Consider the following 21,083-nt stretch of genomic DNA (forward strand, 5'->3'; position numbering starts at 1 on the left):
CTTTACATCACAATACTTGAGATTGAGGGGTAGACCGATCACAAGTCACCAGCCTACCTCTCAACCCCATGAGGGGTGAGTGTTTTATACATTTTCAAAAAGTGGGGTATAGGAAGTGTTGAGCTTCAAAGCTTTCATTTCCTCGTTAACATTGTAAATCATACCGCTAAAAATCAAGAAGGTTCCTGGAATCATACTCAGTTGCAAATAATCTGGATTGACCAAGACAACTAACATGGGAACCCCTGCCATAAAGAGCATGTAAAGGGCACCGATGAAGCCAAGCCTAAGAACTAAACGGTTGATATAAGCACTGGTTTCTTGACCTGGATAAACACCATAGATGTATTCACCCGACTTGCGCATCCGTTCAGAGATTTGTTCACCACTAACATTAACAAAGGCAAAGGCTAAACCGAGAACGAAGAGCATGACCATATAAACGGCCAACCAGATGGGTTGCCCGACAGTCAAGGCCTTGATGGCACCACTGGTCCACTTGTTTTCAGGATGGATAAATTGAATCAGCATAAAGACGTACTGAGGAATGCTGACTAGAGACATGGCATACATGAAAGGCATCCCCCCAGCTGGATTCAACATAATATCCAAATAAGAATATTGTTTGAAGCGGTTATGAATATTGATTTTATTAATTGAAATACGATATCTGGCCCGTTGGACAACTCCTGAAATATAGAGGAAGACCAAACTGAACAGGATTAAGGGAAGAAAGACATCCCAACCGATACCTAACTTATCAAAACTCTCCATGACTTGGAAAGGCAAATTAGCCATCATACTTGCCATCAAGATGACAATGGAACCACCAATCCCAAAGAGGGAGTTAAGATCTGATAGCCAGACCAAGAAAAAGGTCCCGGCAATCAACAGAATCGTATTCATAAAAATGGCGAGGCCAACATTGACCCCGGAGACGATAGGCAGGTTTAAGTACACTGCCAAGGACTGGACGACTGCGATTGCTAGAGTCAAATACATTCGCCTACGGTCCTGAATTTCAATAGGGAGGTTTTTTAAGCCCATTTTCTTAGAGAAAGAAAACATCTGCCAAAGAATCATGGCCGACATCCAAGGCGACAAGCCCACTGAGAAAAGTGACATGGACCTGAGGTTTCCTCCCATCATTGCACTAGAGAAAGCCAAGGAACCTATGACTCCTCCAAAAATATTGGCATGTTTCAAATCCACAAAAGGAAGAACCAATTGATTCCCTACACAATAAATGAAGAGGAAAAAGATGGTCCATAAGACACGCTTGGTAATTATCGATTGACTAATTTTTTTCACTATTACTCCTACTTCCTGCCTCTGTGGACAGGCTAATCTTACCTTATGAAAGGCGAGACAGACATTACTCTCTGTCTAAGTCACTGAGTTTTTTATTTCCTATTCATACCAAAACCAAACGAGCAAAAGCCTCATCAAAGGCTCTTTTTACGCATTTGACGAATGGTCTCAGCCATCTCTTTCCAACGATCTCTTGAGTAGGTCTGTTGGTTATGTTTGGTTGACTTGAGATCCTCAAAGCCTAGAATGGGTTTATTTTCGAACCTAAAGGCATCAAGGATTTCCACTACCTTTCTTCCAGGGTTAATATCCAAAAGGAGGTCACTGGTATGAACCAACTCCAAGTCTAAGCCATTTAAGCCTGCAATGGCTGAGTAAACTGTCACATTGGGATAAGTGATTAATTGTGCCAGTTTATCTGAAACATGCTGGCGACAGGCAATCTTAAACTGAACCTTAGGAAGCGCAGAGATAAGATCTGTCAAATGCGGAATTTCTGCAATATTGGTATAAATCAGGCAGGTAAATGGACGCCCCTTCGGATAAATCATATCCTCTAAGAGTGGTAGCAAGCCAGGATTATCACCCACCCCTGACCAATCCATTTGGGCATAGAACCACCAAACGTCACGATAGGATTGACAGGCTAAAGGCAGCCAAGGCTTACGATGTGAGGCGTAGTGTAAAACCTTAGGATAAGATTGTCCATTAGGCAAATGGAAACCAGCCAAACTTGACTTGGTGACGGCATAGTTATTGTCGAAAGACAAGGGCAACCAGTTATTACGGAAGACCATATTCAAAATAGACTGTTCCGCAAATGGTACCTTATCATGCCACTCACTGGTCATGTCAATTAAGTGGCGTCTCATATTGTATTGCTTCCAATAGGCAGTATCAATCACCATAAACCCGGCATCAAACATATACTGACGGTCCTGAACCTGAATAGCATAATCACGAACAGCAGCAAGAGGACGCCCCTGTAAATCAAGTGTAAAAAGATCCTCCAGTGAACCCGTAACCACCATATCACTATCCAGATACAGTGCCTGTTCCTCAGACACAAAATCAGCTACAAAATAGCGGAGATAGCTGGCATAGTTACTATTAGTCTTGTATTGCTTGATCTGACTACTGTCCACACGACAGTTAATCACCTCACTACCAAAAGCAGCCAGATGACGGTTGAGCCCCCTGAACCATTCTTGTGAGAAATCATCATTAATCAAGTAAAAACGGATATTACGATGGTGGAAAACGATGGACTTCATGGTCGCAAGCACTTGATCAACATAGCCATAGTTAGCCGCTAGGACAATAGCACGCTTTTTGGTCTCATAACGTTGAGGCGCTAAGCGTAAGACCTGATATTTTTCCTGGATAGAGCGGTAGGCATCAGAATGCGTAAGCCCTTGCTCTTCCACATTTTTCAGGCAAGCAGCCAACATCTGACGGTAGGTAATCATGTATTTTTCCATAGGGAAACCATGACTAGCCACAATAGCCAAGCGCTCTTCCATGGCGTAAACCAAGGTCATCATCCAGTCCTGCATCCAAGTCGCCGATGGCATCTCAGGACTCTCACGATAAATATAGAGACCCTTGTTAAGGTAAATCGTGCGCTCACTCATGAGATAGGCCTTAAGATTGAAAAAGCCGTCCTCTCCCACATGTTCTTTAGGGAAAAGCAAGTCGTTAAACAAAGAACGCTTGTAGAGTTTTCCAGTCGCAGAGATCAGGGCGATATTAATGTTGTTAGTTTCTTCAAAGAGGCCGTCTATAATCTGAGCCGGTGAATAAACCTGCTCGTAATAGTCTTCATCTTTGATGTGAAAATAAAAGCGATTCTCCGATTCCTTATAGACACTATAATTGGCCACAGCAATATCAGCCTCATAAGCCAAAAGCTTGCTATAGAGGTCTTCCAAATAGGTTGACTCAACCCAATCTTCCGCATCCACATAAGTCACATAGTCACCCTTAGCTTGGCGGATACCAATATGACGGGCATCTGAAAGTCCACCGTTATCCTTTTTAAAATAAAGAATACGTGAGTCCTGAGCAGCATATCTACGGCAAATCGTATCACTATTATCTGTTGACCCATAGTTGATGAGAATGATTTCAAGATTTTGATAGGTTTGACCCAAAACGCTGTCTAAACAGGTCTGAATCTGCTTTTCTACATTGTAGACGGGTATAATTACGGAAATTTTTTCTGTCATTTTTATGTCTTATTTCTTCTAGCTAGTATTAGTGTTCTGTCTCAAACAGCTCCTTATACACAAGGACCCGTTTAAGAGGTTAACAGCAGTTTCTGCAGTCACAAAAGATAAGGACTGTCAGCACTTTCTATATCCTTTTCCCTGATTTTAACGAGACTTAACCATATTAGATTATATCATACAATCACTTAATTTTCTAATAGATTAACTTTTATATGAGGAATTTTTTGCAACATTATTTCCTTTTATTTTCAGAAAAAACTGACAGTTGGGGCGCTTCTAACAAGGGACTAGAAAAAGAGATAGGTCAGATGACAACTATCTCTTAGAATGGTTAAAAAATTTTGGTGGAGGCTCTTAATCTCTCTACTCCCCTTAACCCTTATCCACAATCTTAATGCGACTGCTACCATCATGCGACTTAATGATGGCTAGTTGTTGAGCGATACCTTCTTTCATGTCGTCCACGTGGCTGATGACACCGACCATGCGATTTTCACCGATTTGTTCCAAAACGGCAATAGCCTTGGTCAGGGCTTCCTTGTCTAGTGACCCGAATCCTTCGTCGATGAAGAGGGCTTCAACAACGGCACCCTTGCTGGTATTTTGCACGACTTCTGAGAGGGATAGGGCAATAGCCAGTGCAGCGATAAAGGTCTCACCACCAGACAAGGATTTGACGGAACGCTCGCTACCTGTCAATTGGTCATAGACGTTGATGTCCAAACCAAAGTGATCACGCGCCCTGCGTCCTTCCTCACTCAGGACAAAGGAATAGCGATTATCCGTTAAGAGACCGATGTAGTTGGCATTGGCATAGTCCAAGATTTGTTGGAAATACTGACGGATAACATAGACTTCAAGATTGAGTCGTCCAGTTAGAGCCGTATTTTCTCCCTTGACCACCTTGACCAAGTCACTAAGCTCTTGGTGGGCCTTGAAGGCCTCTTGGTTGCTGTCTTGAAGGGTTTTGGCAGCTTGGTAGGTAGCCATCGCATCCTTAAGACCTTTTTCCATAACGGATACCTGAGCCAACTGCTTATCGTAGCTCTCCTGACTAGCCTCTACTGCCTGTGTTAAATTGCCAAGGTCCGGCTTTTCTTGGCCTTTGATAAACTCTTGACCCTTGACAATCTGCGCCTTCAACTCTTGTTTAAGAGTTTGGTAGCTTGTCAATTGAGCCTGGATCTTAGGAATCGCTTGCTTGTTCACCTCAAGAAGCCAAAGCTGGATTTGCTCTAGGTCATTGGTGAGAGCTCCTTCAGCCTTAAGACTTTGGCCTAATTCAGCTGATAAACGCTGTACATCTTTATTGGCTTTTTCTGTAGAAGTGGTTATGGTCTCAACTTGCCCCTTGATTTCTCTAATATCGGCATGAAGTTGGTTGTAGGCTTCACCATTCTCCTTGACCTTTTTCTCATAAAGAGCCAAATCCTGCTTGGCATGTGCAATACGGTCTTGATAAACCTCTACGGACTCTAGCTCTGGATGAGCTTTCTGCAAGTCCTCTAGGCGCTCCCTAGCTTGGTCAAGCGCTGCCTTAGCCTCTTGATATCTCTTAGCTAAATCTGTCGTCTTTTCTTGAGCTTTACCTATCTCATCTTGATATCGGACATAATCTGTCTCTTCCTTATCATAGCGTGTTTGGAGTTCTTGATAATGCTTCTTAACTTGTTTTAACAAATTTTGTCCATGACTGGACTCATAGCTCTCAGCAAACTCAAATTCAAATTGACCTTCAACTTGTTCCTTCAGTTCTTGGTAATGCTCTTCCAGTGTTTGCTCAGCTTTTGCTACTTGATCAAGCAAATCTTGACGTTTAAATTCGACCTCGCTCAAGGTAGCCTGACGGTTTGATAAGGTAGCGACTTGCTTTTCTTTTTGAACTTGAAGCTTCTCCACCTGGTCCATGAGATCCTTCAAAGCCGCTTCATCAGCTTGTGCTCCATCAACCTTAGGATGTTCCAGAGCACCACAAACCATACAAGGCTGACCATTCTCTAATTCTGCTTGCAACTGGGCAATCATGAGCTGACGACGTGAGGCTATGGTTGTTGCTAACTTCGCTTCCAATTCCTTGAGGCTTTCTTGGACTTGGTCAATCTCCAAAGAGAGCCTTTGATGACGTTTGTCGGTCTTTTCCAACTCCTGATTCAAGTCCTCTATTTCTTTCAGGTCCTGAGCCAGTTGTTTTTCCACATTGTAGTCCACAGACTGAAGGAGTTTTTCGGCCTCATGCAAGCTATCTACACTAAGACGATTGGCCTCCAAATCTGACAAGGACTGGTTAAGCTTCTCAATCTCTTTCGAAGCCTGCTGATAAGTTTCTTCCAACTGCTTGTAGTTAGAGCTTGATCGTTTGATTTTCTCCTGCTCTTGGGCCAGACTCTGGGCATAAATAACGTCCTCTTTCCAAGCTTCCAGCTTTTCTTCTTTTTGAAGAAAAGCCTCAGATTGAGCTGCGAGCGCCTCTTTCTGAGCCTTAACGTCCTCAAAAGCCTGCTCCTTGACACTTAAAGCTTCCTGCGCAATTTCAAGGTCTTGTTCTAATTGCAACAACTGCTTCTGATACTGCTTCAAGCTACTAATGGTTTCTTGTAAGCCTTGAGCAAACTGCAATTCCTCTAGGTGGGCTTTAGCCACTGCCTGTTCTTGAGCACCTTCTTCAATTTCCAGACGATAACGCTCCTTGGCTTGCTCCAATTCTTGAAAAATCTTTGCCAAATCTTGAGCATTTTGCAAGCTTTTTTGCAGTTTAGTCAAGTCCTCATGGGCATCCTTCAAGATGCTTTTCTGCTCCGTAAGACTTTCTTGGCGCTGAGATAGAAGTTCTTCAAGACGTGCCAATTTTTCAGAGGCTGGCGTTTGGGCCAAGACGGCTAATTCCTCCTCAGACCACACCTGACTGGCAAAATGACCATCTAACTGAGCCTGGCGCTTATCCATATCCTTATTGCTCTGACGAAGACGGTCTTCCAAGTTCTTTTGAAAACGGTCAAAAATACCTGTTCCAAAGATTTTCTTCAAAATTTGGGTCTTGGTCTTGGAATCCTCTTTCAAAAAACGACTAAAATCATTTTGCGGAAGAAGAATAATCTGTTTGAACTGCTCGGCATTGAGCCCCAAAATCTGCTCAATCTGGTCACCAACTTCCTTGATTTTATCCCCAAGTTTTTCAATTTCCTGACCACCAATCTTATCCACAATGACTAAAGAAGCCGTTGCCTTTTGCATGGTAGTGCCTCCACCTCGCTTGACCCTCTCCTGCTGGAGAACACGCTCAATGCGATAAAGATGGTTTCCTTGTTGGAAGTAAAAAGTTACCTTGGTCAAGTCGTCCTCTGGACCAGCGAAGGTTGACCGCATCTCCTCGACATTACGATCACCACTGGTCGTCGCAAACAAGGCTACCGTCATGGCATCAAAGAGGGTACTCTTACCAGCCCCCGTATCCCCACCTATCAAAAAGAGGGGAGCATGGTCAAACTGGGTGAAATTGATGACTTCCTTACGATAAGGTCCAAAATTGGTCAATTCTAACTGAACTGGTCTCATTGTCGGCTCCTCCCAATCTCCTCAAAAATACTTTCCACAAGGGCAGTCTGTCTCTCAGACAAGACATCGCCCCCAGTCACTGTCTGGTAAAAATCAGAGACAATTTCCTGCGGCGACTGCATTTCCAAATCTTTTAAGTACTGATCTACAGTCAAGCTTTCTTCCCTGACATCACCAAGACGACTGAAGGTGATTTCCACAATATCTGTCCCATAAATTTCTTCTAGACGGGCACGCACATTGACTCCCTCTAATTCCTTACGACTGGACAGGTGAATATCAAAGGCAAACCAAGCTTTTTGACAAGGCTGTTCCTTATAAAATTCGGGTGCCACCAAGGTTTCAAAAGTCGCCTGCAAGGCCACAATTGGCCGTCTGACCTCCAGAGGATGGAAGGTCTGAGACAAGTCACCAGACGCATCCACCTCAACAATATAGACACCCTTTTCTTCCTTGCGCTTGGCTTCTTTGACGTTAAAGGCGACCGGACTGCCTGAATAGTGCACGCACTGGCTCGGACTGGCAAAGCGCGTATGGATATGCCCCAAGGCCACATAATCGAAAGCCTTGAAAAGATCACTGGTCACATTAGAAAGACCACCTACCGTATTGCTAGTTTCAGACAACATCAATTCCCGTAGACTTTGACCATCGCTATCATTCTTCTTAGAAACCGCAAAATGCGTCACCAAAATATGGGCCTTGTCAGGATCAAAGGCTTTTTCCATATACTGGAGAATGTAGGCCAAGGCATCACCAATCCCCTGAATTTCCTTATCCTTATCGTCTTTATAGTAAATACGGGCATCAATAGGATCGATAAAGGGAAGGAGGAAAATCTGGCAAGCCTCCAGCTCAATAGGCTCAAAAGCCTCTTCCAGACGTGTGCTCAAATGAAGGCCCTGAGGTTGAAAAAAGTCTCGCCCAAAATGCAAACGTTCAGCACCATCGTGGTTGCCACTGATAGCATAGACAGGAATCTGCTTCTCCAACACCAAACGGGCCAAGGTCTTATTAAATAGCTTAATCGCATCCACAGGCGGTACCGCACGGTCATAGAGGTCTCCCGCAATGATGACCCCATCCACTTTTTCGCTAATAGCCAAATCCACAATTTGTTGAAAGGCCCACTCCTGCTCCTCCAACAAAGACCAGCCATTGAGCGTTCGCCCTACATGCCAATCTGACGTATGTAAAAACTTCATGACAGTCTCCTCATTCGTTTTGTCTTACTCTATTGTACCTTATCAAGCTGAATACTGCTTAAAAGTTTCACAGGCTTTGATAGTTTTTCCGCTTTTTAGCTGCAAAGACCAAAAAATCTCTCCCGAGCAATTCCTACTCGAGAGAGATTATTATTTTTGGAATTTATGAAAGATAAGGTATTAAAATCTTAGTCTTGTTTTTTACGACGGTTCATAGCTGCAAGTCCAGTCATGAGTCCCATGACAACAACACCCATTGCTTCGAGGTTGTTACCTGAGTCACCTGTTACTGGCAATTGTTCATCGCCTTCCTTAGCTTTATCAGAACCATCTGCCTTCTTACCATCTTTATTTCCAGATTTCTTCTTATCTGAACCTTTACCGTCTGAAGCACCATCAGCTGCTGAACCTGAACCCTTAGATCCTTTAGCACCGTTTGAAGTTGCTTTAACAGCTTTAGAAGTTGAGCTTCCACCATTAGCAGTTGAAGGTGTTGAACCATCTTCAACCTTGCGGTAGATGTAAGTAACAACTGTTTGACCTTCAGTCATCTTGTCTGTTGATTTACCTTCTTGACGAATCAATTCGTATTTCACACCATTACGGTAGATGTAACGGTCGCCGTGAAGGTTAACATCAGCACCAACAGAGTTAGTGATAACAAGTGGCATCTTGATTTGGTTACCATATTCATCACGGTAGATAACGACGATTGTACCAACTTCTTTGTTAACTGCTGGTTTAGCAGGTTCTGCATTAACCAACTTGTAAACAACCTTAGTATCTTCACCAGGATTGCTTGGTGTCACACCAGTCTTATCAGCCTTGTAACCTTTAATCTCAGGAACAAGCGTCATAGCAGCCTTGGTTGGGTCATTAGGGTCATTTGTGTAAGCGATTCCTTCAGCACCTGGGATTGGGTTACCTTTTTCGTCAACAGGAATGATCTTACCAAATTTAGTGTAAGTAACCGTTTCAACCTTGCTGTCCATAGTAACATCTTGAGCAGCTACACGGCCTTTATCAGCGAAGTAACCATTAACCAAAGGTGTGAGGACGAGATCAAATTTAGTCTTATCGGCCTTCCATTCACCAGTTGTAAGAATATCGCCTGTTACAGAATCAAGGGTCAATGAACGTTTCCATTGTGCCTTTTGAACGCTATCTGCTGGCAATTTCGCATGGCTGTCTTTACTTGCATAATGAACAGTGTAAGTCACATCCTTGAGGTAGGCATCTTTATCAGGCCATTTTGGACCATTTGGTTGGTTAGGATAGATTGGCGTACCTGGTTCGTGAGCATCATCTGGATTAAAGTCAAGTGCAACACGTTTGAAGCTTACTGTCCAAGCTTGATCTACCGCACTGTCCAAATCAAATGTTGCGCCAGCTGGATATCCATCTGTCACAAGGACATAGCCAAGTTCTTGATAGTGTTTGATGCGTTCAGCTGTTGAATAACCAACCGCTTCGCCAGATTTACCAGCCAAAGCAACAGTTTCAAGCGTTGAACCACCAGTTTCATCACGATAAGTAACACTTGCTTTTTGATCATTCTTAACATAGACAACCTTAGTGTCGCTAGACAAATCACCTGGTGTCGCAGGTACAACCTTAGCAGTGTATCCTGGGATAGTTGGCAAGTTCTTGTCAACAGCAATCATCTTAGTTGGATCGTTAGGATCATTGATGTAGGCAGTATCTGAAACTCCTGGAATTGGATTGCCATTTTCATCCACAATGATGAATTTACCAAAGGCCTTATAAGTTACGGTATCAGTTGCTTCTGGAGCATCTGGAGTAACTGTCTTACCACCTGCTAGGGCTTTATCTGCAAAGTAACCTGTTACAACAGGAACTTTAACGCTAGCATAGGTGTGGCTAGCTTCATTCCAAGTCACTTTACCAGTTGCTTGGTTATCTTTACCTGCAAAAGTATAGTCAGATTTTACATCTGCAGCTGGTGTCTTGTCACCTGCACCTTGGAAGGTAACCGTTTGTTTAGTAGCTTTAGTCACATCGTTAACGATAGCTACGTAAACGACACGTGTATCTTCACCAGGATTTGATGGAGACACTGGAAGGGCTTTAACAGTGTAACCAGCGATACTTGGAATTGTCTTGTCGATGGCAATCATCTTAGTCGCATCATCTGGATCGTTTGTATAAGCAGTTGTTGAGACACCTGGAATTGGATTGCCATTTTCATCAACGGCAATGAATTTACCAAAGGCCCTGTAAGTCACTGTATCAGTTGCATTTGGTGCATCTGGAGTAACTGTCTTACCGCCAGCTACTGCTTTATCCGCATAGTAGCCAGTCACAACTGGAGTCTTAACTGTGCCGTAAGTATGGCTCGTTGCTGTCCAAGTTGTTGTGTTAGTTGTAGGATCTTCTTTACCGCTAAAGCTAAAGTCGTTTTGAGTGTTAGCAGCTGGTGTCTTAGCATCAGCACCAGTGTAGCTAACGGTTTGACTGGTTGTCTTAGTCACATCTTTAGTATCTTTTTCAACGATAATGTGGTAACGGTAACCTGGTGCCAAATATTGACCGCCACCATTAGCATCAATAGAAGCATCTAAACCTTGAGCGCCATTGGCAAATTGAACGAGGTCAACGACACGGCTTTGATTATAAGCCCAAGAACGATTTGAGCGAATCGTTGCAATACCGTTAACATAATCATATTGACGTTCTGCTTTCAAAACATCCACATAAGCATTAGCTCTAGACTTATCAGCAGATGCGTACTTGATACGGTAACCTGCTGGCACTGGTGGAAGTTCTGTTATACCGGCATCATAGATTTTATTGTAAGTTTTACCGTTTGCTGTGATTGTTTCAGTTGAGTTGTTAATACGGTAGGTTGAAGAGTTTGGAATCTTATTTCCAGCTTCATCCACATAGTCGATAATACCGAGGTTGGCATAGTTTTCGACAACCACATATCTACCAGTCGCATCGTCAATGTAGTCATAAGCTCTCATGACACCATCGCTATCACGAACGACTTTAAGGTGGTTGATGTGGTCAATGTTAACAAAGTGCTGTTGAAGTTCTGGCAAATAGTTCAACTTATAGCCAAGGTTAGTCAAGTCAGGGTTGGTTGAGCCTGCTCCAGCATTGGTCAAAACAGTGAGTGCATCAACTGGACGAAGATCACGGTTTGCGACCGCAAGTCCCATAGCATTGATGAGGTTTTCAGAGTTAAGACTAGCTTCGGCTGCGTTTAATTCGCTGCTTGTCACAGCCAACTCACTTGTGGCTACCTTAAGAGCGCTATTTACAGCCTTTGATTCTGTGCTAGTAGCTTCTGTTGCTGCTGCAACTGAAGTTACTGCACCAGTCGTTTGAGCTGAGACTTGTCCAGCTGCAGGAGCCTCAGTGGCTGCTGGTGAGCTAAGGGCTTGTGCACTTGTAGCTACTGAAGTTGCTTGCGCTGCTGCAGACTCAGAGCTAGCTTGTGAAGCAGCATGTGACGCTACTTCTGAGCTAGCTGCTGTTTGACTAGTCGAAGCTGCCTGGCTGGCTGGTGCTGCTGATTGGGGCTGTTCGCTGGCCAAAGCCACAGTTGACACTGAGCTTGGTGCGTTTTCTGTTGTTGTTGGGGCCGTTGATGCCGCTGCCGGTGTTGACTGTTCTACAACCACATCAGGTTCAGCAGTTGTTGCCATACCTGTAGTAGCTGGTGCTACCGTTTCATCAGCTTGTGCGCCCTGTGCATTTGAAAAAATTGAAACTCCCAAAAGAACAGAGGCTACACCAAAGCTGTATTTCCGTAATGAAAAATGTTGGCGTTTATTAAACATATCTCTCATAGTAATAAAATTCCTCAATATCCAAATTACTTTATATACGTCTTCCATTTTATACCATAATTATTAAATTGTCAAATATATACTAATAATTGTTTGTTAATTTAATTTTTCTTAGAAAACATTAATCTTTGTCCCTTATCTAAATCCTTTGATTTATCAAAGCGTTCTAACCACAACTTTCCAAAATGAACCACTTTGTCAGTTTTATAATTTTCAAAAGACTTTCATAAGCAGACCGTATTTATTAAAAATCCGTCTCAACACTACTCTTTTATGTCCTTTTTATGATAGAGATTAAAAGATACAAGAAAGGTCATTGACAGCCTAGCCTTATGCTTTCCCAATTGCCAATCTAATGATAGGAAATACCTCTCTCCGCTAATTTTTTGACAAGACTCAAAAATCCCCTTGGATGTTTTCCAAGAGGGATTATTTGAGCTATTATTTGAAAATAGAGCTTGTGAAACTATCTGTTTCTTGCAAGAGTTTCTTGTAGACAGCTTCTTTGAGTTTAGTCGTATGACTTGTTGACACTGACTTATTACCATTCTTATCCGTCTTGATACTTGCTGCATCTTTGGCAACAGCATCCTTGAACAAGGTCAATAAATCATTGTAAGAGGCAACACTTGTGCCATCAATCGTTACTGGTGTCATACCATGCGACGCTTTTTCTTTTACTTCTTTGAAGTAGGCCTTCTTGAAGGCTTCTAGAGAGGTGAACTGACCATCTGAAATCTTGCTGATGATAAAGTCATCACCTAGAGTGCTCTTACCGGCTGCTTTGGCTTCTTGTTTATACTTGTTAGTCGCATAACCAAGGAAGCCTTTCTCATAACCATAATAACCCCAAAGTCTAAAGGTATTATGCTTGAAGGACATGGCACCAGGAGAACCCTCGCTGGTATTTCCGCCATAAATGGCAGACATCATAGGCACATTGACATAGGCAGAAGCGAAATCATCTGGTTTATAGACACCATTGCCCGGTCCACGATTGGTCATGAAGTTGTTGTCCACAAGGTCATCGATAGAGGTCAAGGTCATAGCCTTTTCACTATCGTTCAAAGGACGAACCTTATCGTATTGATTTTTGCTGCTACCACGCATTTCCTTATCGACCTTCTTGAACCAAGCATTATTGAGGTCCCGGTTGCCTTGACTAAGGACCGCTTCCCCTTCAAGTGAGTCAAGAAGCATGAGGGTATCATTGTAACCCTTCATGTAACGGTCGATGGCTTCACGTGAATTCAACTTGTTTGGATTTGTGTCATACCATTGATTACCATCATTAGGGCGTTCAAAGGCCATATTGAGTCCTAGTGCTCCGTATTCACCTTGGTGACCCTGAGTAGCTGGTGATTGAAGAAGACCTTGGGCATAAGCTTCAACGTCTGTTCCTTCACGACGACCATAATCGCCAAAGTAGGCAATACGGTCATTGATGTGGGTCGTTTCATGCGTGAAGGCAGAGGCTCCGTACTCACTAACCACATTAGACATGATAAAGGTTACCTTGGCACGGTTATCGTAGGCATTGTCGTAAATAGACGCATACGCACCAGCCACAGCACCATTATCTCCATAGTATTCGCCGACTGGGCCATAGATTTCACGAATTGGCGCATAGATATCTTTACTGTCTTTAAATTGGCCGTAGCGATCTGGCCAACCTGGCCAACCATGACCCCAGACATAGTAACCTTCCCAGACCGGAATGACAATATCCTTGAACAATCTGTCCTTAACCTTATCGGTAGCCAATCGTTGCCAGAAATCAAGATAGTTAATTTGACGTTGAGCAGCCAAATCAATCTCAGGCTTGAATTTCTCCAAGGTCGTGTTGTATTTATTGGCTGTACCATAAGACATGGTGTCATAAGTAGAAATCAAGAACATCTGTGTCTTATCAAGATTCAACAAAGGAAGAATCATCTTTCGATGCAAGCCACGGGTTAAGTTATCATAAGCACGGTACTTGTGCTCGCCGACACCTTGGTTTTGAGAAGCTTTCTCGACAACATAGACCTTATCCTTAGTCGCATCAATGAACCAGTCGTTCATATTATCAATAGTGGTAAAGAGTTTTCGATTGTAGTTAAGGAAGTCGTTTAAATCTCCAGATTTAGTATATTTAGCTAGAACTTCACCGAAAGCATCGTATGTTCTTGAACCACTGATATTATTTTCCTTAGAGCCAATTTCAATCAAGCGGTCAAGAACATCCACATTGTTACCATAGAAATCTGGTTTAAAGAGCATGAGTTCCTTGATATTGACATCATCAAATTTCACACCATAGTAGCGATTCAAGTAGGTCAAACCTAGCAAGAGGGCAGCCTTATTTTTCTCAACCTTGTCAAGAATCATTTGTTGGGCAGCAGGTGATTGGTTGAGTTGATGATCCTCATTCTCAACCAGCTTAGTGACAAGGCTAGTCAAATTATTCTTAACAGCGTCAAAGCTTTCTTCCAAGTAAAGATTCTTAATAGCATTGACCTTGTTTCCTCCAGTACGACCAAGTTTTTGGTAAATTGGGTCAGACTGCAACTCAATCGGTTTAAGGATATCGACAATACCGTTGATGAGGCTTGAGTGGTCTTTTTGAACGATATTTGGGGTGTACGTGATACCCAAATCAGTAACAGTGTACTCCTTAACGTTGCTCAATCCTTCGGAACTATCTGAAAGCTTGAAGTAGTCTTTGGTACCATCAGCATAGTGAACAATAATCTTGTTAGCATCACTTAAATCTGTGACAAAATTACTGTCTTTCATTGGTGTCACTGAGAGCACATCTTTGGTATTCAGGTTATGGTCTTTAGCCAGTTTGTTTGCTTGATAGACAATATAATCCTTGTTATAGAATGGTTGAAGTTTCTCGATATTCTTGTAAGCCTGCTTGTATTCAGGCTTATAATCTTGAATATTGGCAAAATCAGCTTGACTAGAAACATTATTAAGGGTATTCAACTCGTAAGGTTCGCTGACAAATGTATCAGCTGTGATCTTGTATCCTTCAACACGCTTATCAGCTTCTTCCTTAGTCAAATGTTTGAGTTTTTTCGGACTCTTGGTATCTCTACCAGTGCCATCTTCGGCAGAGCTATAGCCGATAACGCCAAAGAGGTCTTTGATATGAGGTCCACCATCTTCGTCATCCACATCATTAGAAGCAAAGATTTCTTGACCTTTGACAACCTTGGCATAGGTCACGTTGTCTTGAACAGCTCCGTAAGGCCAAGTCTTGGCAACAATACCACCAACATATCTTGTGTTTTTAACATCAAGCACACCTTTAGCTACTGAGTTTGTTACTCTAGCCTTGGTTCCTGACTTCCAGCTATTAAGCATGTAGGTGACATATGGTACCAGCATACTGGCATTGGCATTATTGGCCGTAATAATCGCATCCACATAGGCTCTGTTAACAAATCCCATGTAGTTTGAGCCAGCAACCCCACCAACTGTTGAGTTATTACCAACAGAGTTAATCTTACCGATGAAGGCGACATTTTCAATCTTACCATCTTCATCAATCTTATTGACAATACCTGCAACGTCATTGTTACCGGTCACTGAACCAGTCACCTTAACATCTTCAATCAAACCTTTGTTTTTAAGGTTAAATCCAATGGTTGCGATTTGATTTTGTCCAGGACGATTGATGTCTACATTTTCAAAGTTAACATTCTTGATAGTACCGCCATTGATGACATTAAACAATGGGTGCTCTAAATCATAGATGGCAAAGCGTTTGTCACCATCACTAATCAACTTACCGGTAAATTCTGAGGTAATGTATGACTTGCCATTTGGAACGATGTGGCGAGCACTCATGCTTTGACCAAGTCTAAACTCACCTGATGGATTAGCCTGAATGGCATTGACCAACTCACCAAAATCATAGTAAACATTAGCTTGACTAGGCTTTGGTTTCTCAATGTAGTAGCTATAGGTTTGCGCAAAGTGATTTTGGGCATCCCGTTGCACCAAATTGTCCGCCACTGCAGTCACCTTATAAACCGCTTTGCCATCAACTGTTGTTTCTTCGATAGACTTAACTGCCAAGTAAGTGGTCTTCTGATCTGCCGAAGTCATCTTCAAGTAGTATTTCGTGAGATCCTGAGGCACAGCTGTCAGGCGGGTCTCATCCACTTCTGTTTGATTGTCATACTTAATCAAATCTGTACGGGCAAGGTCTTTAATCTCAACTTTCTTGAGGTCAAGTTGGATGGTTTGGTCTGCCAAGACCTGACTTTCCTCACCATTGCCACGATTAAAGGTCATGGTTGTTGTAAGTGTATAAGGCTTGTAATAAGCTAAGTTGGTTAGGTCAGCAGTCAAGGTCGTGCTAGGAATATCAAGCGTTTGGACAACTTGTCCATCTTGCTTAAGGACCGCTTTAATAGTCGTAATGGTTGCTGAACCTGGATTAGTCAAGTTGTAGCTCAGTTTAGCACTTCGACCCAAATCATCCTTGTCAATCTGTGTCAGTGTAAGCACAGGCTTTTCTGACACCTTGGTCCCTTTATGAACGATACGGTCTTGAACAGGAACGAGCACGGTTTCAGTGATAGTTGGTGCCTCAGACGTCTTATTCCCTTTATAGGTCTTATAGACCTTGGTGATTTTATTTTGACCTTTTTGGCCTTCTTGAACAACCTTAAGAGTGCCCTTTTCAAGACTATCATCCTCTTGGATAATTTCCTTAAATGGAAGCTCTACAATAGATTCTTCAGTCGTTGTTCCGTCTAGAGACTTGCTACCACGACGGATTTTTCTAGGTTGTGGCACCTCGATAACCTTACCTGACACAATAGTTGGCTCACCAACCTTGACACCATCAATGGTTTGGTAAATCTTCTGGATTTCTTGGCTACCTTTTTGCCCCTCTTGTTCGACAACTTCTTCATCCACATACTTGCTATCATCAGTGATAACTTCGATAGGATAATCGATGGCTTGCGTCTCAGTCTCTGTGACACTTCCAACAACTGGAGTGTGGACAGGATTCTCGGGTTGGACAGCCGCCTCACCTTCGTGACCTGATTCTTGTGTACCCTTGGCTTCCAGTTTGCCTGTGTACTCTGGATTTGTAGGTTGAACAAGGGCTTCGCCTTCATGACCTGATTCTTGTGTACCCTTAGCTTCCAGTTTGCCAGTATAGTCTGGATTAGCAGGTTGAACAGCTGCTTCGCCTTCATGGCCAACTTCTTGGGTACCGTTAGCACTGATCGATCCAGTGTAATCTGGATTAGCTGGTTGGACCCATGCTTCACCCTCGTGACCAACTTCTTGGGTACCGTTAGCACTGATCGGTCCAGTGTAATCTGGGTTAGCTGGTTGAACCCATGCTTCACCCTCGTGACCAACTTCTTGGGTACCGTTAGCACTTGTAGTATCGCTACTGATTGAACCTGTGTACTCTGGATTAGCGGGTTGAACAGCTGCCTCACCTTCATGACCAACTTCTTGCGTGCCATTAGCACTGATTGGGCCGGTATACTCTGGAGCGGCAGGTTGAACAAGGGCTTCACCTTCATGACCAACTTCTTGGGTACCATTAGCACTGATTGGACCAGTGTAATCTGGACTAGCAGGTTGAACCAACGCTTCGCCTTCATGACCGACCTCTTGAGTACCATTGGCACTGATTGGACCAGTGTAATCTGGATTTGCAGGTTGAACAGCTGCCTCGCCTTCATGACCTGATTTTTGCGTACCTTTAGCGCTAATTGGTCCAGTGTACTCTGGGTTAGCAGGTTGAACAGCTGCCTCGCCTTCATGACCTGATTCTTGCGTACCTTTAGCGCTAATTGGCCCAGTGTACTCTGGGTTAGCAGGTTGAACTAGAGCTTCGCCCTCATGACCTGACTCCTGACTACCTTTTTTCCAACTGATTCCCTTACTATCCCTATCAGCTGTCCCCTGACTAACTGTATTATCTTCTTTTATTGAAGACTCAAGCCCTTGCAAAGTATTCTCCAAAGGTTGTTCAAGCTCCGGCTTAGCAGAGTAACGCAGATAACCCACATACTCATAACCATCAATGGCAATAACACCCTTAGCCAAATCTTCTTTATTTGAAACCGCAAGAGTTTGATTATAGGCCTGCAACTCCTTGTTTTGCAAGGCAAGAACCTCTATCGGCACAAGGAGACTTTGCCCTGCGGCCCCAATCAAGACCAAGCCAATAATTTTTTTACGATGTTTTTTTGAAAATAGCAAGACAGCCATAGTCGCTGTTGCCAATCCCAAACCTGTCGCTGCCCAGTCAGAACTTCCTGTCTGAGGAAGAGTGGCTTGACTGTCTCCCTTACGTTTATAAACCAGATAAAAAGTGTCCTCATTTTGATATTCCTTAGGAATAGCATGTACCACTTGCTTCTGCTCTTCAGCTGTTAATTCATTTTCTGTGACATAGGCTATGTGTACCGATGCATCCGAAGTAACCTGGTCTGCCGAAACTGGTTTAGACACGAAAAGACCACCTGCTAACAAGAATGTCCCGATAGCAACTGGCCCTACACCTACTGACAATTTACGAATGGCGTATTTTGTCACTTTTTCAAAAACATGATTTGCTTGTTTCATTCAAAATCTTCCTATATGTTAATCCTTGTACCCCAAGGCACGTCAAAAAACGAAGACGTTATTGAAAAACACGCACTCCATACATTTATTAACCTTCTTCCGAAGTCTATCATATCCTTTTTTTAATCTTTAAGCAAGTATTTTCTCTAATTTTTAATCAATATAAAAAACGAATTATGATTAGTAACTAGATCCTCGTGAAAATAATCAAACCTTTTCATATAAGCATTTTCATGCATATCACTATTTATGGGAATTCCCCCTATAATCTAAGTTACTAATATTTTTTGAATAAACCTCTTCACCTTTTGAGTTTTTATCTAATTTTTTAATATAAACAAAAACTATCTTGTAATAGACACAAAAGAGACCCACCCCTTATGGGATGAGTCTCTTTTTTCGAAAACCGAAATAGCCTAACTAACTATGTTGAGGGATCTAACCTATGAACTATCTTAGTCTTCTTTTTTGCGTTTTCCTGCCAAACCAAGTCCAGCCACTGTCATCAAACCACCCAATAGAGTAGCCAATAATGAAGTGTTTTCACCTGTCTCAGGCAAAGCTTGCTTAGTATCAGTTGCAGCTGGTGTTGCTTTTGAGGCGACATGAACTGTATCTAATGCAGGAGCAGGTTTATGCACTGTTGGTGCTGGAGTTGCTTTAGTTTCTTGATTGTCAACCGTTGGTGTGTTCTTATCCGCATCTGTACGTGGATCCTTAACAATCACCTTAACTGGAACTTCGTCTTTAGAACCATCTGGATATGTGACAATAACAGTAGCGTCTTTGTTACCTTCAGTTGTAGTATCAACTGGTGTCTTGAATTCGAACTTAGTTCCATTTGGAAGGTCACTGACGTTGCCGATTGAGTTCTTCGCATCTGGAGTTTCGCCCTTGTTTACTGTTTGTTCCTTAGCTGTTGGAGTGTTCTTGTCCGCATCAGTACGTGGATCTACAACCTTAACTGTGACAGGAACTTCATCTTTAGAACCATCTGGGTAAGTGACGATAACTGTAGCGTCTTTGTCACCTTCTGTTGTTGTGTCAACTGGTGTCTTGTACTCGAACTTAGTGCCTTCTGGAAGATCTCCTACGTTGCCAATGGAATCCTTAGCGTTTGGTTGATCACCTGGTTTTACCGTTTGATCTTTAGCCACAGGTGTATTCTTATCGGCATCTGTACGTGGATCTTTAACAGTTACCTTAACTGGAACTTCATCTTTAGAACCATCTGGGTAAGTGACAATGACTACAGCGTCTTTTCACCTTCTGTTGTTGTGTCAACAGGTGTCTTGTACTCGAACTTAGTGCCTTCTGGTAGATCACCGACATTACCGATTGAATCCTTAGCGTTTGGTTGATCGCCTGGTTTTACCGTTTGATCTTTAGCCACAGGTGTATTCTTATCGGCATCTGTACGTGGGTCTTTAACGATTACCTTAACTGGAACTTCGTCTTTAGAGCCATCTGGGTAAGTGACGATAACTGTCGCATCTTTTTCGCCTTCTGTTGTTGTGTCAACCGGTGTCTTGTACTCGAACTTAGTTCCTTCTGGAAGATCACCGACGTTGCCGATTGAATCTTGTGCTTTTGGTGTTTCACCAACGTTAACCGTTTGATCCTTAGGTGTTGGTGTGTTCTTGTCCGCATCTGTACGAGGGTCTACAACTTTGATAGTGACTGGAACTTCATCAATTGAACCATCTGGGTAAGTCACTACAACTGTTGTTCCTTTATCGCCCGGTGTTGTTGTATCCACTGGAGTCTTGAATTCGAACTTAGTTCCTTCTGGAAGATCACCAACATTGCCGATTGAATCTTGTGCTTTTGGTGTTTCACCAACATTAACCGTTTGGTCCTTAGGTGTTGGTGTGTTCTTATCGGCGTCTGTGCGTGGATCTTTGACGATTACCTTAACTGGAACTTCGTCCTTAGAACCGTCTGGGTAAGTGACAACAACTGTTGCATCTTTGTCACCTTCTGTTGTTGTGTCGACTGGTGTCTTGTATTCGAACTTAGTGCCTTCTGGAAGGTCACCAACGTTGCCAATTGAATCCTTAGCATTTGGTTGGTCGCCCGGTTTAACCGTTTGATCTTTGGCTACTGGGGTATTCTTATCGGCATCCGTACGTGGATCTTTAACAGTTACCTTAACTGGTACTTCGTCTTTAGAACCGTCTGGGTATGTCACAACGACTGTTGCATCTTTGTCGCCTTCTGTTGTTGTGTCAACCGGTGTCTTGTACTCGAACTTAGTTCCTTCTGGAAGATCACCAACATTGCCGATTGAATCTTGTGCTTTTGGTGTTTCACCAACATTAACCGTTTGGTCCTTAGGTGTTGGTGTGTTCTTGTCCGCATCTGTACGA

The 21,083-nt window shown here is 42.9% G+C and carries 6 protein-coding genes and 1 pseudogene; all 7 read right to left on the reverse strand.

All coding sequences use genetic code 11. The features are described 5' to 3' along the window. Nucleotides 1–84: 84 nt before the first annotated feature. Complete coding sequence (secY2, locus tag HSISS3_RS07930; RefSeq protein WP_021152309.1) at nt 85–1,311, reverse strand: accessory Sec system protein translocase subunit SecY2; 1,227 nt, start codon at nt 1,309–1,311, stop codon at nt 85–87. 134 nt (nt 1,312–1,445) lie between these two features. Beyond that, nucleotides 1,446–3,539 (reverse strand): glycosyltransferase, encoded by a 2,094-nt coding sequence (locus tag HSISS3_RS07935; RefSeq protein ID WP_021152310.1) that lies wholly within the window; start codon nt 3,537–3,539, stop codon nt 1,446–1,448. A gap of 375 nt (nt 3,540–3,914) precedes the next feature. Next, a complete protein-coding gene (locus HSISS3_RS07940; protein WP_021152311.1) occupies nt 3,915–7,094 on the reverse strand; it encodes an AAA family ATPase in 3,180 nt (1,059 codons plus the stop codon). After that, nucleotides 7,091–8,299 (reverse strand): exonuclease SbcCD subunit D, encoded by a 1,209-nt coding sequence (locus HSISS3_RS07945; protein WP_021152312.1) that lies wholly within the window; start codon nt 8,297–8,299, stop codon nt 7,091–7,093. The genes HSISS3_RS07940 and HSISS3_RS07945 overlap by 4 nt, the downstream gene beginning before the upstream one ends. Before the next feature lie 188 nt (nt 8,300–8,487). After that, the gene (locus HSISS3_RS07950; protein WP_021152313.1) at nt 8,488–12,117 is read right to left on the reverse strand and encodes a mucin-binding protein; all 3,630 of its coding nucleotides are present in this window, start codon (nt 12,115–12,117) and stop codon (nt 8,488–8,490) included. A gap of 441 nt (nt 12,118–12,558) precedes the next feature. After that, nucleotides 12,559–18,714: a YSIRK signal domain/LPXTG anchor domain surface protein gene (locus HSISS3_RS07955; protein ID WP_021152314.1), complete on the reverse strand. Its 6,156-nt coding sequence runs from the start codon at nt 18,712–18,714 to the stop codon at nt 12,559–12,561. Between the two features lie 455 nt (nt 18,715–19,169). Continuing rightward, nucleotides 19,170–21,083, reverse strand: a pseudogene (locus tag HSISS3_RS11335) (Rib/alpha-like domain-containing protein); the annotation flags it as partial.

This window comes from Streptococcus sp. HSISS3 (assembly GCF_000448605.1).
GTDB lineage: Bacteria > Bacillota > Bacilli > Lactobacillales > Streptococcaceae > Streptococcus > Streptococcus raffinosi.

What these genes read in the sequence shown, in the direction of transcription:
- HSISS3_RS07935 (WP_021152310.1), bottom strand. Translation starts at nt 3,539, where the DNA reads ATGACAGAAAAAATTTCCGTAATTATACCCGTCTACAATGTAGAAAAG.
- HSISS3_RS07940 (WP_021152311.1), bottom strand. Translation starts at nt 7,094, where the DNA reads ATGAGACCAGTTCAGTTAGAATTGACCAATTTTGGACCTTATCGTAAG.
- HSISS3_RS07945 (WP_021152312.1), bottom strand. Translation starts at nt 8,299, where the DNA reads ATGAAGTTTTTACATACGTCAGATTGGCATGTAGGGCGAACGCTCAAT.
- HSISS3_RS07950 (WP_021152313.1), bottom strand. Translation starts at nt 12,117, where the DNA reads ATGAGAGATATGTTTAATAAACGCCAACATTTTTCATTACGGAAATAC.
- HSISS3_RS07955 (WP_021152314.1), bottom strand. Translation starts at nt 18,714, where the DNA reads ATGAAACAAGCAAATCATGTTTTTGAAAAAGTGACAAAATACGCCATT.